Below are 14814 nucleotides of genomic sequence, written 5' to 3'. Positions count from 1 at the left end.
GCTGTCGCGGCTAATACTGCGGCCATTGCCAGTCAGGCCCTAAAGTTGATCAAGGTGAGATATGAGTTCTTACCCCATGTCACCGACGTTGACGAGGCGATGCGTCCGGGCGCGCCGATTGTTCAGGAAGGGCGCGCTTTGGAAAACGTCGCTGCCGGATTTTCGGAAAATGTGACCAGCCAGTGCGAGTTCGGGCATGGCGATCTGGAGGTAGGCTTTGCCAAGGCTGATAAGGTCATTGAGCGAAGCTTTACCACGGCCGCGACACATCAAGGATATATCGAACCACATGCCTGCCTCGCGTCGATGTCGCCGGACGGGAAGGGCGATTTGTGGTGCTGCACGCAGGGCCAGTTCCAAGTCCGCACCCTGTGCGCCGAAATCATGGGAATGGATGCCAGCCAGTTGCGGGTGACGGCCTCGGAAATTGGCGGCGGATTTGGCGGCAAGACAACCGTATTCATCGAACCAGTTGCCCTTGCCCTGTCCCGCAAATCAGGGCGCCCGGTGAAGATCGTGATGACCCGCGACGAAGTGTTCAAGGCAACAGGTCCAACGGTGTCTTCCTCGATGGATGTCAAGATCGGCATGACCAATGATGGTCGCATCACGGCCGCTCAGGCCCAACTGCGCTATCAGGGCGGGGCATTCCCGTGCGGTACGGTCGAGATGGGGGCGCAAAGCGCATTTGCCTGCTACAATCTGGATGCGGTTCATACTGTGGGTTGGAATGTGCTGACCAATCGCCCGAAAGAGGCGGCCTACCGCGCGCCCGGTGCGCCGATGGCGATCTATGCTGTCGAAAGCGTTGTGGACGAGCTGTGCCAGGAACTTGGCCTTGATCCGCTGGACGTCCGGCTGAAGAATGCCTCCACCAAAGGCACAAAGTCATCCTACGGTCCGACCTTTGATGACATCGGTCTGCGTGCGACGTTGGAGGCGGCAAAGGCGCATCCGCACTGCTCCGCGCCCCTTGGCCCAAATCAGGGACGGGGCCTGTCCTGCGGGTTCTGGTTCAATTTTGGCGGCAACACCTGCGTGTCATTGAACATCAATACTGACGGCACCGTGGGGATTACCGAAGGCAATCCGGATATCGGAGGCTCTCGGGCGGCGATCAGCCAGATGGCGGCGGAAGAGCTTGGCATTCCCTACGACAAGGTCAGGACGATCATCGCCGACACCAATTCGCTGGGCTACAATGACGTAACCGATGGGAGCCGCGTGACCTTTTCAGTCGGTCTTGCTACGATTGAGGCGGCGCGGAATGCGATCAAGGTGATGTGCGGACGGGTTGCCAAAATTTGGGGCATAGATGAAGACGCCGTGATTTGGGAAGATGGATGCGCCAAACCATCCGGCGCGAACGCGGGCGATTTTACCCCTATGTCGATCGAGGAGATCGCGGCAATTTCCTCAAATACCGGTGGACCGATTGCTGGCCATTTTGAGGTCAACGCGGACGGGGCTGGTGTAAGTTTCGGTGTGCATCTTGCCGATGTCGAGGTCGATCCGGAAACCGGTGCGACCAAGATCCTGCGCTACACGGTATTTCAGGATGCCGGAAAGGCCGTGCATCCCGACTATGTCGAGGGCCAGATGCAAGGCGGTGCCGTTCAGGGGATCGGCTGGGCGCTGAACGAGGAATATATCTACGGAAAAGATGGATTACTGCAGAACGCGGGCTTTCTTGATTACCGTGTTCCCGTCGCCTCGGATCTGCCCAACATCGAAACCGTCATCCTGGAAATCCCGAACCCAGGCCATCCCTATGGCGTGCGCGGGGTCGGAGAGACGCCCATCGTGCCGCCTTTGGCCACATTGTCAAACGCAGTCGCACGCGCCATCGGGATCCGCTTGTTCGAACTGCCGATGTCCCCGCCAAAGCTGCTCAAGGCAATCCGGCAAAAGGGATAGGCATGGTCAAGGTGACGATCTGGGGCTCCTTGCGGTCTGCGACAGATGGACAGGTTGAAGTCGAAGTTGATGCGCGCAATTTCAAGGAATTGCTGGATCGTCTGGCGACCGAATACCCGGGCCTGAAACCGCAAATCGAGCGCGGTGTGTCGCTGGCTTTGGATGGCAAAATCTACCGCGAGGCATGGTTTACTGAAATCGGGCCAAAGAGCGAAGTCGTCCTGATGCCCTATATGACAGGCGGGTGACAGTCGGCGATTTTTCTGTGAGGCACATTTGTTTCGGACAAATCGCAGCACGTCTGGTCGTTTGAAGACCTCAGAAAGGTCTTGTCAGAAGAAACCGGCTTGAGCCGGGAAGGGCGGTTGCTTAGTCTCGGTGGATGAGAAAGCCCAGCCCATTTCGATACTTTCGATCCAGTCATGAGAGCTTTCGCCTAAAGCGTTTCGGTTTTAACCTGAGGTATATCCGGCATCCTTGAAGTCGTTCCAGCACTCTTGAGGGTCATATAGGTCGCTGACTTTTCCAACGGCTTCGAAGACGTCGGTGAAGGTTCTTGCACCAATGCGTCGCAAGTGGGCTTTCAGTTTGGAGAAGGCCTGCTCGATTGGGTTCAGGTCGGGCGAGTATGGCGGTAGGAAGAGGGACCAGCATCCATGCGCGCGCAGGGCCTCTGACGTTTCCTTGTTTTGTGGGTGGCCAGGTTGTCCAGTATGACCACGGTACCGGGTTCGATCTCCGGCACCAGCACTTCGCGCACGTAGGCGGCAAATGCCGGACCATCCATTGCGCCCTTTATGACCCACGGCGCGATCAAGGCGTCCTGGGTCAATCCGGCGATCAGCGTTTGTGTCGCCCAACTGCCAACGGGCGCACCCATATTCAGTCGCTGGCCGCAAACGATCGGTCTCGTAGGCGGGTTAGGTTGGTCTTCACAGCCGTTTCGTCCGCTGCCTGATAGGCGATTGCACAGCAATCTGCCGAGAAGGAATAAACACAACACGTTCAGGCTGACGCCCAATAGCTGGCAGCCGATGGACAAACTAGTCGGCACGCTGACGCCTTACATTGGCGCGGCGGCGCTCGGACGCAACCAACGACTTTTTTTGTACGTGAACCCGAGCCGGGACAGCAGATCCGCGATAGATGAGTGGTGGATCTGTACACCCTCTGCATCAGCCAGTGCATCGCGAAGTTCAAAGAGCGTAATGTCTGGGTCCTGCATGATCAGCTCTTCGAAGAATGCCCGGTGGGGTGCTAACTTGCCGCTCCCCGGCGGGCGTCCCTGAGATGCAGGCAAGGCATTCCCTCTCATCCTGACCGATGTGCCCAACGCGCCCCCGTCGCTGGCGAAAGCTTCAAACGCAACGCCGCCGCGCGCCCGCTTAACCCTTCCTCAATGTATCGCTGAAACCGTGCCCGAAGCGCATCCGGCAAAGGTGCTGGCATGATCCGTCCTACCAAACAGGATGAATCACAAACTGACCTACATGGGAATCCCCCGATTCAGGTTTTCCCGAAACGCTATAGCCGGCATATTCTATGTCAAATTTCTTTTTCGCTCCGGCATGTCAAAGATCTGCTGCGCGAGTATGGTAACGATATCAGACATGAGCCCGTTCGCTTCTGGTGGAGAAGATTTGGTGGCATTGTTCGACTAAATTCGATTGCTATACTTTTTCGAGGACGCCGCATGGTTTCTATTGGTTAGATTAATGAAGGCCATCCAAGCATAGAGATCTTTCCTATAAGTTCAAAAATTGAAGTGGGATCGGTCGCCTAACAAGTCTAATCTGACAATACCCACGATCGGACCGGAATGATTATCGCAGGTATTCTCCTTGCCGGAGGGCAGTCAGAACGTTTCGGGCGAACCGACAAACTTCTCGCGCCTTTCCTAGGCAAGCCGCTTGTCACCCATGCTGCTGGCGCCTTAACGGCGTGCAAATTCGATTTATTAATCGCTGTTACAGCAAGTCAACAGGTCGCTGAAAGGCTTTCTGGATTTCAGATTACCGCTCCGCCGACGCAGTCGCACACGCAGTCTGATAGTCTGCGGGCAGGCCTTCGCCTCGCCGAACGCCTGGGCGCTGACCGGGCGGTTGTCGTTCTTGGTGATATGCCCAATGTCACAACAGTTTTAATTCAAGAGGTAACGGCGCGATGCCGCGCGGGAACTCCATCTGCTGCTTTTGACGGGAGACGCTCTATGCCGCCCGCGTGTTTCCCCCGGGAAAGCTTCTCAGCCATCCAAGGCCTCGCTGGCGACCAAGGTGCGCGCACTTTCTTTCGTGGTCTTTCGGTCGATGCACTTGTCCAAGCTCCGGACGGCGAGCTTATTGATGTGGACACACCAGATGATATTGCCAAGGCAGCGAAAGCCCGTGGGGGCTAGGTTGCGAAGGCATTGCGGAGATGTAGTGCCTGAAGCTTGGACATGTTCCTGCAACAGGTTTTCCACCGGTTTCCCGGTTTCTTGAGTGCGTTTTGCATCTGTCGAGCGACGTTATCAGTCGTGTCGAACCTAACGGCATTCCTAGACACAACTCTGAAATCCTTTTACGATGCGGTATCACCTGTTTACTTAACAGAAATTTGCCTTTGAGCGATGGCAATCAGGCAAGATAACCCATGAATTCTCTTCTCCCAGCAGCCTCCGGGCTTGATCCAATTGAGGCTATTGCGACAAACCGGGACGACGCTGTACTTGCCGTCATCACTGGCGTGGAGGGGCCGTCCTACCGGGCGGTTGGCGCAGCAATGGCCATTTGGGCGGATGGTTCACGTTTGGGTGCTTTGTCATCGGGCTGCATTGAGGCAGACCTTGCCTTGCATGCTGCTCAAGTTCTGGCAACAGGCAAGCCTAAAACCCTACGGTATGGGCGCGGCTCGCCTTTTATCGATATTCAGCTGCCATGTGGTGGGGGGCTTGATATCCTTTTGCTACCGCGGCCGGATCGCCGGGTCTTTCTTGAATTGACAAAGCGGCGTGCTGCCAGACAGTTGTGTGCGATCGGGATAGACATCTACTCTGGTGCCCTCACGTTGTTAGATGATGGAACAACCGGTTTGATCGGCTCGAAGTTCGTTGTGCAATTCGCTCCCAAAGTGCGGTTTCTGGTCTTTGGTAAAGGGCCAGAAGCTTGCACGTTTTCAGCTCTTGTCCAATCCATCGGATATCCAAATCTTCTTCTCTCACCTGATAAAGAGACATTAGAAATTGGGGCGGCTTCAGGCTGCGATGTCCAGCATTTGCGCCAACCTGAATTCCCGGCAGATTTGATTACGGATCAATGGACGGCCATCGTTCTTTTCTTTCATGATCACGAACGGGAACCGCCGATCCTGTTTGGGGCACTTGGCGGACCAGCCTTTTATGTCGGAGCACAAGGAAGCGAGCGCGCCCGTGATGTACGGTTGCTTGAGCTTGAAGCGATGGGGGTGGCACGGGATGATCTCGCACGCCTGCACGGTCCGGTCGGTTTGATACGCTCTGCGCGCGATCCTGCCACATTGTCCGTATCGGTCCTTGCGGAAGTTTTGGACATTGCGACATCAGTACCATTTACGGGTGCCGACAGGTCGGGGTGGGATTGAAACCGTCAATGTGATTTTTTCCAAGCGCCTCCTTCAGCAGCTCGTTCTGCATGCGCATCTCAGCATACATCTTCTTCAGGCGGCGGTTCTGATCCGCCATGTCCTTCATCGCTGCAATCAAAGAGGCGTCTATTACGCGGCAGGCGATTGCGCAGCAATCTGCCGAGAGGGTATGCCGCTAAATTTGGCGCGCCACTTGTAGAAACTTGCACTGCTCATCCCATGCTCCGGGCAAAGCTCTGAGACCGGTACACCGCCCTCAGCCTGTTTCAAAATGCTCATGATCTGTGCGTCGCTATATCGTGCTGTCTTCATCAAAAATATCCTCAGATATCCTGCCGAGAAAATTCGACTTTTGACCACTAATTTTAGGGGGATTACCGATCGAATGCGGTCGGGGACACACTGGCAGTGGCATCTGGATGAGGTATTCGTGAAGATCAACGGCGAGAAGCACTATCTTTGGCGGGCCGTGGATCATGGAGGTGAGGTGCTGAAGAGCTTTGTCACAAAGCGTCGTGATCGCAAGGCAGCATTAAAATTTCTTAGAAAACCAATGAAACGTCATGGTCGCCCACATAAATTCGTCACCGAAAAGTTACGTTCCTACGGCGCAGCGATGAAGGTCGCCAATGTCGACAAACAGGACACCGGCCGCTGGCTCAACAATCGAGCCGAGAATTCACATCTGCCGTTTCGACGACGAGAGAGTGCGATGCTCCGTTTCAGACGAATGCGAGGTTTGCAGAAATTCGCCGCCGTCCATGCCTCGATTCACAACCTGTTCAATTCGGAAAGAAGCCTTCACTCACGATCAAATTTCAAACTCAACCGCGCCGCCGCTCTTGCTGAATGTCGCGGCATTTGCGCGGCATAAGGGGCAGCTTCACTGGCCTGGTAGAGACTTGTTCGTATTCTCCGCAGCTTTTTCAGTGTATCAAAGGTCGGGTTGACAGCCACAGATCAGCTCCTCGCGTTCGTATGTGCGTCCCCGGGTGCCGGGGACGCTGTCATTTTTACGCCAAGCTTACTCGAAGTTGTACGGCGCGCCGGCCTGATTGATGACGCTGTTGTACTCTTTGAAGACATTGACGATCTTCTGGTGCACCTCGCCTTCCTGAGCCACTTCTTCCCAGAACACCTTGGCAGCGTTCTCAACCTCGGCCCACTCACCGGCAGGTACAGAGCGCAATTGCAGCTTGTCACCGTTGGCGCGTAGAGCCGCTTCGCCGCCCCAATACCACTGGTTGCGGTATGTGTGGCCAGCCTCAGTCGCAGCCATTACGACCGACTTCAGGTTATCGGGAAGGTCGGCCCAACGTTCTTCGTTGACAAACCACGAGCCGATCCAAGCACCCGAGATGTTGTTGGTGAGGAAGTAGTCGGTCACATCGGCCCACCCCACGGTGTAGTCTTCAGTGATGCCCGACCACGCCATACCGTCGAGTTCGCCTGTCTGTACTGCAACTTCAGCGTCCTCGTATGGAATATTCAACGGCACCACGCCGAACTGGGCAAGGAAGCGACCAGCCGTTGGGAAAGTGTAAAGCTTCAGGCCGTCGAGATCGGCAACGCTGGTGATCTCCTTCTTGGTGTTGAAGTTGCATGGGTCCTGTCCAGCAGCCGACAGCCATTTTACGCCGACCTTGGCGTACTCCTCAGTCCAGATATCCTTTAAACCGTACTGGTTGAACAGCACAGGCACGTCGAGGATATGCTTGGTGGCAAAGGGAAAATACCCTCCGAACTGACGCAGCGGAGTAGGGGAAGCCATTGAGTCGTCGTCCGAATGCACGCCATCAATCGTCCCACGCTGAAGTGCTTGGAACAGCTCTCCGGTGGGAACGATCTGATCTGCGTAGAAAAGCTCAACCTCAAGCTCACCGTTTGCGTTGGCGTTGATATAGTCGATGACCGGTTTAGTCACATGCTCACCTAGGGCGCTACCTGCATAGGTCTGGAAACGCCATTTGATAGCAGACTGCGCTTTAACGATCGAAGGGCTGGCCAGGGTGGCGGCAGCGCCGACACCGGCAGTTGTCAGAAACTTACGTCTTGTCGTCATGGGTCTTTCCTCTCTGTTGGAGCTCTTCTCAATTTGCGTCCCGTGACCGGGATCTCGTTTTCATTAATTTCCATAAATATAACCCGGCAACCAAAGCGCGATTTCAGGGAAGGCCATGATTGTGGCCAGCGCAACGATCATCACCAGCACGAAGGGTAGAATGGATGAATAGATGTCTCTCAGCGTGATCTCGGGCGGTGCCATCGCACGCATCAGAAATAGGTTATATCCAAAGGGTGGTGTCATGTAGGCGATCTGTGTGGTGATCGTGTATAGCACACCATACCAGATAAGGTCGAACCCGAGTTCGCCGACCAGTGGAACGTAAAGCGGTGCAACGATCACCAGCATTGCAGTGTCGTCGAGGAATGTGCCCATCAAAATAAAGCTGAGCTGCATCAGTATTAGGATCATCCAAGGCGATAGGCCCAGCCCTTCAGTGAAAAGACTTTCGATGGCTTTGACCGCACCAAGTCCATCAAAGACCGCGCCAAACGCCAAAGCGGCGAGAATGATCCACATAAACATGCAAGAGATGCCCAGCGTTTGACGCACCGAATTCTCAAACACCTGGCGCGTCATGCGGCCTTTCAAAACCGCCGCCAGAAACGCAGCGATTGCGCCGATGGCCGAGCTTTCGACAAGGGATGTCCACCCGTTCACGAATGGCACCATCATCGCAAAAAAGATAAACAAGGGCAGGAGACCTGCGCCCAAAAGCCTGATCTTTTCGCCCATGGGCATTGCGCGTTCTGCTGGCGGAAGGACTGGACCAAGCGCCGGATTCAATTTGCAGCGGACCAAAATGTAGATCACGAACATAGCCGCCATCATCAGGCCCGGCAGCACGCCCGCCAGCCACAACTGCCCCACGGGTTGCCGAGCGATCATCGCGTACAGCACTAGCACCACAGACGGCGGAACAAGTATCCCCAGCGACGAACCGGCCTGTATGACTCCCGTCACCATTCGTTTGTCGTAGCCACGTTTTAAAAGCTCAGGCAGCGCGATGGTTGCCCCTATGGCCATGCCGGCGACTGACAACCCATTCATCGCCGAAATCAGGACCATTAGTCCGATGGTGCCGACAGCAAGGCCGCCCGACAGCCCACCCATCCAAACATGGAACATCTTGTATAGATCGTCGGCGATTTTGGATTCCGAAAGGACGTAGCCCATGAAAATGAACATCGGTAACGTCAACAAAGGATACCATTTCATCAACTTGATCGCGGCGGAAAAGCCCAGATCGTAACCGCCTCGGTCGCCCCAAAGAAAGAACGCCGCAACGACAGCAACAAACCCGATCGCCCCAAAGACACGTTGTCCCGTCAGAAGCATCAGCATCATAGACGAGAACATAAGGATGGCGATGGCCTCGTAGGACATCAGACCTTTGCCCCCATGTCATGGCCCTTAATGCGCAAGATATCCTTGAAAAGCTCGGAAATTGCCTGCAGCAGCATCAGGAAGATTCCGACCAGCATGATCGCCTTTATCGGCCATAGGTAAGGCCTCCAAACTGAAGGGCTGCGCTCGCCCCCATAGCTGATCGAGTACTGGAAGCTTTCCCAACCACCCCAAAGCAAGAAAATCAGATAGACGATCAGAAAAAACACCGACATTGCATCGATCTGCGCCTTGCGGTGATCATTCCACTCTCCGTAGAGAAGATCCATTCTCACGTTTGAGCCCATTTGGATCGAATAGGGGCCGCCCAGCATATAGTAAGCTACCATAGCGAATTGGGCCACTTCTAGCGTCCAAAGCGAGGGCACGAAAAAAGTCTTGCTGATCGAAGACCAAAGCAGGATCGCCATCATCAAGAAGATGCCGTACATCACCACCCGCCCGATGCGATAGTTCATCGTGTCAACGGCTTTTATATAGCTTTGCACCAGACTCAACATCTTTTGGCCACGGTCGTCGCCAGCGCGCATTCAAGCCACTTTGATATCATCTTAGCCATTGAGGCCTGTGCCACCTCGGTTGCGATCAGGTCATTGCGCACTTCAAGCATGACATTCAAATGCCCGCTCGGCAGAGCATGTTCTTTAAGCGTGTGGGTCACGCCATCTGTGGGTCCATAAGGTTCATTCCGACGAACTGTGCGGGGTGTATTGGCACTCGAGGTGGAAAGAAGAGCATCCGCCAGGCGCGAGTCGCTATCGTGCAGTATCCCAATCTCGACGTCTCGAACGTTCCCATGAAAAATAGGTGTGAAACTGTGCACAGTGACAAGAATTGGGTCGGCTATACCGGCCATAGTCTCTGCTACCGTAGAGTAAAACGGTTCATAATATTTTTTCACCCGTTCAGCCTTCTGCGCAGCGCTTAGGCTTATGTTGCCCGGCACATCCACAATTTCACTTCGCGCAGGCATTGCATCAGGCGCGTGAGGAGGGCGATTGCAATCGTAAACCAAGCGAGAGGTTTTAGCGGCGATCAAAATTGCGTCGAGACGCTCTGCCATTCCCTCAGCCAGTGCCATCGCGCCAGGGTCCCATGCCACGTGGCTATACAGCATCTCATCGGCTAGGCCCAAATTTTCAAACTCACCCGGAATATAAGCGCTTGCGTGTTCGCAAACGACAACGACTGAAGACAACGCTTGTGCATTGCGTACGTCGACAATGGTTTCATTCAACGGGCGATCTAGGTGATTCATTACAGCTCCCACTTTCAAAAAGTCTTGCCAAGGCAGCTTTCTGTCAACACAATTATGAAAAATTTATCACAGAGTGCTGCGCCCTGTTAATTTTTTGCCGAAATACGAGGCATCTCCAATGGTTGATGCAAACCTGACAATATCGGATCGCATTCAGGAAAAGCTGGATGGCTTGACGCGTGCGGAACGTCAGCTTGCCTTGTCCATTCTGGAGAATTATCCAGCATCTGGGCTTGGTCCATTGGCCACATTGGCGAAAGGTGCCAATGTTTCAGTCCCTACCGTAGCGCGAATGGTACAGAAGCTTGGATACAAGGGGTATCCTGATTTTCAGGCTGATTTACGTGACGAGTTGGGGGCGATTGCGAAGGGTCCAATCGCGAAACACGAGACGTGGGCAGGCGCCGCCCCCTCTGAACACATCCTGAACCGCTTCACCGAAGCGGTGATCGATAATATCCGCAACACGATGGCGCATATTGACCCAGTTGCTTTCGACCAAGCCTGCGCTCTCGTTGCTGATCAAAGGCGCCATCTTTACATTGTCGGTGGACGGATCACGCATACGCTTGCGGAATACCTCTTCATGCATATGCAGGTCATCCGCCCAAACCTGACCCATGTGCAGTCCACTTCAAATACTTGGCCGCACTATCTTTTGAACGCAGGTGATGGTGACGTTTTTGTTATTTTCGATGTCAGACGATATGAGAATAACACTCTGAAACTTGCGGAAATGGCACGCGCGCGCGGCGCTAAGGTTGTGCTATTCACCGACCACTGGCGTTCTCCCGTACACCGGATTGCAGATGTTTGTTTGACCAGCCAGATCATCGTCCCGTCCGCCTGGGACTCGGCCACGACGACCATGCTTTTGATTGAAAGCATGATCTCTGCGATTCAAACTTTGAATTGGGACAGTACAAAAAACCGCATGCAAGAACTTGAAGACATTTTCGATAAAACAAAGCTGTTTAGAAAGTTCACCTAGCACCCATTGCGAAGACAACTACACAAATATCTTTTTAGTTTGAACATCGGATTAGTATAAACCTGCGGTCCTTGCTCTTAGCTGAACGAGCGCAAGAACGGTATCGATCGTCGGTGTGGGTGTGTTAGTCAGACGTCCGAGTTCTTGAACCGATGAAACGAGGGCGTCGATTTCCATCGGTCTACCCAGTTCTAGGTCCTGCCACATTGATGTTCGGTGGGCGCCAACGGCTGCGCCGCCTTCGATACGGCGGTCAACGTCGATAGGGAACTTAGCGCCGAGCTTCTCTGCAATTTCCTGCGCCTCGACCATCATGCCGCGAGCAACGGCACGTGTGCCGGGATCAGTGCACAAGACGTCCAATGTTGCATGGGTCAGAGCAGAAATTGGGTTAAAGGACAGGTTTCCCCATAATTTTAACCATATCTCATCGCGAATACGAGGCCGCACCGGTGCCTTCAGACCTGCACTTGTCAACGCTTGCGATAGTGACCGCGCGCGCTCGGATTTGGATCCGTCCGGCTCTCCCAGCGAGAACCGATTGCCTTCGATGTGCTTCACAACACCGGGCTCGACAACCTCGGCGGCAGGATAAACGACGCAGCCAATAACTCGGTCCGGCCCGAAGCCATTCCATTGGGCATTGTCGGGATCGACCGATGAAAGCCGTGTGCCCTCATATCTTCCGCCGAGCTTGTGGAAATACCACCATGGCACCCCATTTACGCCGCTCACAAGCGTTGTGTTTTCTCCGATAAGCGGTTGCATCCTGTCGACAACCGCAGGCACCGAGTGCGCTTTGAGAGTGACGATGACGTAATCCTGAGGCCCGAGATCTCCAGCATTGTCCGAGGCGTTGACCGAGACCGTTGACCGTTCTTGCCCGTCTTCGATCAGCGTCAATCCATTGGACTGCATTGCCTCCAGATGAGGGCCGCGCGCCACGAGACTTACGTCGATGCCAGCCTGTGCCAACTTGACGCCTAAATAGCCGCCGATGGCGCCAGCCCCAAAGATGCAGATCTTCATAGACTTATGCCCCCGCGAGTCCGAGCTTTTCGGCCATGCCGATGCGTTGGATTTTTCCTGTCGCTCCTTTAGGGATTTCCTCAAGGATCAATACTGATTTCGGCACTTTGAACTTTACCAGATGCTTAGATGCAAAGGCGCGGATGTCCCTCTCGCTTAGCGTCGATCCTTCTGTCAGCACGGCGGCTGCCGCGATCTCTTCGCCAAGCTTGTCGTGTGGCACCGCAAAACAGACTATCTGCGCGATCTCGGGATGCCTCAAAAGTACTGCGTCGACTTCGAGGGGGCTGATCTTCTCGCCGCCACGGTTGATAATTTCCTTGAGCCGTCCTGTCAGTCGAAGATAGCGGTCGCCGTCAAAAGCGCCCTGATCTCCGGTCCGGAACCACCGCTTTCCGTCCGCCTCAAAGAAGCTGTCCTCATTAGCCGTTTGGTTGTTTTCATAGCCGAGAGTGACGTTTGGACCGCTGATAACAATTTCTCCGGTACTGCTTGGGTCGAGAATCCGGTTTTCAGCTTCGTGGGCGATTCTAACCTCCGGACCTGCTTCCATACCGACAGAACCGGGTTTTTGTGCACGAGGCGGCAAGGGGTTGCAGCACATCTGATGTGTGGCTTCGGTCATGCCGTAGGCTTCGATTACCGGCGCTTTGAAAGTTGCCGCAAGGCTTTCCATCACGGGAGCGGGAAGCGACGCCGAGGATGACCGGACGAACCGCAGGTTTGCACTCTCGATGATCTGCTGATTACGGCCTGCGCGAGCAAGAATGGCCTGATGCATCGTTGGCACTGCCGAATACCACGTCGGTCTCACTTCTTCGAGTTGCGCAAAGAAGCCCAGGGCATTGAAGCCGGATGCGCAACTGATCTGGGCGCCGGCTGCAAGCGAGGCAGACACGGCCGCAATCAGTCCGTGAATATGGAACAGTGGCATGACGTTCAGGCAGCGGTCGTTTGATGTCAGTGCCAGAGAGGTCCGGATGTTTTGGGCCGATGCGTGGACGTTGGCCTGGGTTAGCGGCACGATTTTCGGCCGTGATGTCGTTCCAGACGTGTGCAAGATCAATGCAACGTCATCTTCGGTAGGCGCAGAAACATCGGCAGCACCAAGTATGATGTCAGACGCTATTTTGAATGCACCTGAGGGACCACTTTCATCGAATGATAGGCGCAACACGGAGACCCCACAGTCCGCAGCGGCAGGCAGTGCCGGTCCATCGTAATCTGCACCTACAAGAATTGCCTTTGCCTTCAGGTCTTTGAGATAGAAAGCGTATTCTTCCTGATTGTAGCCTGGATTTAGGGGAGCCGTGGTTGCCACTTGCGCGATAGTGATAAAGGCCGTCGCCATCTCAGGCCCGTTCGGAAGAACGATCGCCACGCGATCGCCCCGTCCGATACCGATGGTATGCAACGCTACCGCCACTTCAGCGCTGAGGTCGCGCAGTTCACTGTAGCTTAACCAAACGCGCCCGGGTGCGCCTATTGCTGGCATTTCAGGATCATGAGAAGCGATCAGCGAAGAGATCGTCCTGGTCATTGATTGCTCCTCAACGCTGTATGCCCGACTGCGTCATAGGCGCAGTCGGATGTTCGGACTGTACTGGGAGACCAAGGCTTAAGCGACGTCGACCGTCAGACTTCCAAGCCCATCAATCGTCATCACCATAACATCGCCCTTTTCGACCGGACCAACACCCGAGGGAGTGCCCGATTGTATGACATCGCCAGGGGCAAGCTCGAAATATTCACTTAGATACGAAATCATCTCCGGAACCTTCCAGATCATCTGGTTCAGATCACCTTCTTGCCGTACTTCACCGTTCACCGTCAGCGAGAGGTGCCCCTTGTCAGGATGTCCGACCTCGGAGGCAGGATGGATCGGTCCACAGGGCGCGGAACGCTCGAATGCCTTGCCGATCTCCCATGGGCGCCCCATTTTCTTCATTTCGCTTTGAAGATCGCGTCTCGTCATATCAAGCGACAGACCATAACCGTAAACATGGTCGAGAGCTTTATCGACTGAGATATTGGCGCCCCCGGACTTAAGCGCCACATACATCTCTGCTTCGTGGTGTACATCTGAGCTGTGTGGCGGGTAGGGGAACGTCCCCGAGGAATCCAGGTTGTTCGGGTTTTTCTGGAAAAAGAACGGTGGCTCTCGGTCCGGATCGTGACCCATTTCTATCGCATGGGCGGCATAGTTGCGCCCGATGCAATAGACCCTGCGAACAGGAAAAAGCGCATCCGATCCGGCAATGGGTAGGGCCACAACTTCCGGCGTAGCGATAACAAATTCAGCCATTCTTTCCTCCGAAATTTTCCTGATTGGAAGTCTTTCTAACCGAGACCAATTAACAAATCAATCGGAACCAATTTAGAAAAATCGATTTTTTTGTTGAAAGATAGCGAAAATTGGGCGAATATGGCGAGAATGGAGAGAATTGGTTGACCAATATCCGGAGAATAAAATGTACATGAAGCCCGATGTGGCGGATGCGGCGGATGCGGTCGGCGCGCTTCGCGCGTTTATCGAGGGCGGCGATT

General features: G+C 54.5%; 12 protein-coding genes and 3 pseudogenes. 6 read left to right on the top strand and 9 right to left on the bottom strand.

Features of this window, described 5'->3' with window-relative positions; genetic code table 11:
- Positions 1–1917: xanthine dehydrogenase family protein molybdopterin-binding subunit (locus AC221Y_RS11065; RefSeq protein WP_486707330.1), on the top strand; the 1917-nt coding region annotated here is incomplete at its 5' end.
- Between the two features lie 2 nt (positions 1918–1919).
- Complete coding sequence (locus tag AC221Y_RS11060; protein WP_299752244.1) at positions 1920–2165, top strand: MoaD/ThiS family protein; 246 nt, start codon at positions 1920–1922, stop codon at positions 2163–2165.
- A 204-nt stretch (positions 2166–2369) separates the two neighbouring features.
- Here AC221Y_RS11060 and AC221Y_RS11055 read toward each other — a convergent pair.
- Positions 2370–3366: pseudogene (locus tag AC221Y_RS11055) on the bottom strand (IS630 family transposase).
- Positions 3367–3736: 370 nt separating this feature from the next.
- Here AC221Y_RS11055 and AC221Y_RS11050 point away from each other — a divergent pair.
- Both AC221Y_RS11050 and AC221Y_RS11045 read left to right on the top strand, forming a co-directional pair.
- Positions 3737–4312 carry a nucleotidyltransferase family protein gene (locus tag AC221Y_RS11050; protein ID WP_486707329.1) on the top strand — a complete coding sequence of 192 codons (576 nt, stop codon included), beginning with the start codon at positions 3737–3739 and terminating at the stop codon, positions 4310–4312.
- 236 nt (positions 4313–4548) lie between these two features.
- Positions 4549–5514, top strand: a complete 966-nt coding sequence (locus AC221Y_RS11045) for an XdhC family protein (protein WP_299752238.1) — start codon at positions 4549–4551, stop codon at positions 5512–5514.
- A 16-nt stretch (positions 5515–5530) separates the two neighbouring features.
- Here the strand turns inward: AC221Y_RS11045 and AC221Y_RS11040 are convergent.
- A pseudogene (locus AC221Y_RS11040) lies at positions 5531–5829 on the bottom strand (transposase); the annotation flags it as partial.
- An 82-nt stretch (positions 5830–5911) separates the two neighbouring features.
- Between AC221Y_RS11040 and AC221Y_RS11035 the strand changes: the two are divergent.
- Positions 5912–6391 (top strand): annotated as a pseudogene (locus AC221Y_RS11035) (IS6 family transposase); the annotation flags it as partial.
- A 150-nt stretch (positions 6392–6541) separates the two neighbouring features.
- Here the strand turns inward: AC221Y_RS11035 and AC221Y_RS11030 are convergent.
- From AC221Y_RS11030 to AC221Y_RS11015, 4 genes are all read right to left on the bottom strand, one after another.
- The gene (locus AC221Y_RS11030) at positions 6542–7579 is read right to left on the bottom strand and encodes a TRAP transporter substrate-binding protein (protein WP_299752235.1); all 1038 of its coding nucleotides are present in this window, start codon (positions 7577–7579) and stop codon (positions 6542–6544) included.
- 63 nt (positions 7580–7642) lie between these two features.
- Positions 7643–8968 (bottom strand): TRAP transporter large permease, encoded by a 1326-nt coding sequence (locus AC221Y_RS11025; protein WP_486707328.1) that lies wholly within the window; start codon positions 8966–8968, stop codon positions 7643–7645.
- On the bottom strand, positions 8968–9489 hold the full coding sequence (locus tag AC221Y_RS11020) for a TRAP transporter small permease subunit (RefSeq protein WP_486707331.1): 522 nt from the start codon (positions 9487–9489) through the stop codon (positions 8968–8970). The genes AC221Y_RS11025 and AC221Y_RS11020 overlap by 1 nt, the downstream gene beginning before the upstream one ends.
- Entirely contained in the window at positions 9483–10247 is a 765-nt protein-coding gene (locus AC221Y_RS11015) for an N-formylglutamate amidohydrolase (protein WP_299753767.1), read from the bottom strand. The genes AC221Y_RS11020 and AC221Y_RS11015 overlap by 7 nt, the downstream gene beginning before the upstream one ends.
- Positions 10248–10365: 118 nt before the next feature.
- Here AC221Y_RS11015 and AC221Y_RS11010 point away from each other — a divergent pair, with 118 nt between their 5' ends.
- Positions 10366–11238 carry a MurR/RpiR family transcriptional regulator gene (locus tag AC221Y_RS11010; protein WP_299753768.1) on the top strand — a complete coding sequence of 291 codons (873 nt, stop codon included), beginning with the start codon at positions 10366–10368 and terminating at the stop codon, positions 11236–11238.
- Between the two features lie 51 nt (positions 11239–11289).
- Here AC221Y_RS11010 and AC221Y_RS11005 read toward each other — a convergent pair whose 3' ends face one another.
- The 3 genes from AC221Y_RS11005 to AC221Y_RS10995 all read right to left on the bottom strand — a co-directional run bounded on the left by AC221Y_RS11005 (position 11290) and on the right by AC221Y_RS10995 (position 14572).
- Positions 11290–12267: a 2-dehydropantoate 2-reductase gene (locus AC221Y_RS11005; protein WP_299753769.1), complete on the bottom strand. Its 978-nt coding sequence runs from the start codon at positions 12265–12267 to the stop codon at positions 11290–11292.
- Positions 12268–12271: 4 nt separating this feature from the next.
- Positions 12272–13807 carry an acyl--CoA ligase gene (locus AC221Y_RS11000; RefSeq protein WP_486707327.1) on the bottom strand — a complete coding sequence of 512 codons (1536 nt, stop codon included), beginning with the start codon at positions 13805–13807 and terminating at the stop codon, positions 12272–12274.
- A gap of 78 nt (positions 13808–13885) precedes the next feature.
- Positions 13886–14572, bottom strand: a complete 687-nt coding sequence (locus tag AC221Y_RS10995; protein ID WP_299753771.1) for a fumarylacetoacetate hydrolase family protein — start codon at positions 14570–14572, stop codon at positions 13886–13888.
- Positions 14573–14814: the final 242 nt, after the last annotated feature.

This window comes from Boseongicola sp. (assembly GCF_057460485.1).
Note: the sequence above shows the minus strand (reverse complement) of the source record. Positions and strands in the feature narration are given on the sequence as shown.

Excerpts from the sequence above, each read along its gene's own strand:
- AC221Y_RS11060 (WP_299752244.1), top strand. The coding sequence starts at position 1,920 with ATGGTCAAGGTGACGATCTGGGGCTCCTTGCGGTCTGCGACAGATGGA.
- AC221Y_RS11050 (WP_486707329.1), top strand. The coding sequence starts at position 3,737 with ATGATTATCGCAGGTATTCTCCTTGCCGGAGGGCAGTCAGAACGTTTC.
- AC221Y_RS11045 (WP_299752238.1), top strand. The coding sequence starts at position 4,549 with ATGAATTCTCTTCTCCCAGCAGCCTCCGGGCTTGATCCAATTGAGGCT.
- AC221Y_RS11030 (WP_299752235.1), bottom strand. The coding sequence starts at position 7,579 with ATGACGACAAGACGTAAGTTTCTGACAACTGCCGGTGTCGGCGCTGCC.
- AC221Y_RS11025 (WP_486707328.1), bottom strand. The coding sequence starts at position 8,968 with ATGTCCTACGAGGCCATCGCCATCCTTATGTTCTCGTCTATGATGCTG.
- AC221Y_RS11020 (WP_486707331.1), bottom strand. The coding sequence starts at position 9,489 with ATGTTGAGTCTGGTGCAAAGCTATATAAAAGCCGTTGACACGATGAAC.
- AC221Y_RS11015 (WP_299753767.1), bottom strand. The coding sequence starts at position 10,247 with ATGAATCACCTAGATCGCCCGTTGAATGAAACCATTGTCGACGTACGC.
- AC221Y_RS11010 (WP_299753768.1), top strand. The coding sequence starts at position 10,366 with ATGGTTGATGCAAACCTGACAATATCGGATCGCATTCAGGAAAAGCTG.
- AC221Y_RS11005 (WP_299753769.1), bottom strand. The coding sequence starts at position 12,267 with ATGAAGATCTGCATCTTTGGGGCTGGCGCCATCGGCGGCTATTTAGGC.
- AC221Y_RS11000 (WP_486707327.1), bottom strand. The coding sequence starts at position 13,807 with ATGACCAGGACGATCTCTTCGCTGATCGCTTCTCATGATCCTGAAATG.
- AC221Y_RS10995 (WP_299753771.1), bottom strand. The coding sequence starts at position 14,572 with ATGGCTGAATTTGTTATCGCTACGCCGGAAGTTGTGGCCCTACCCATT.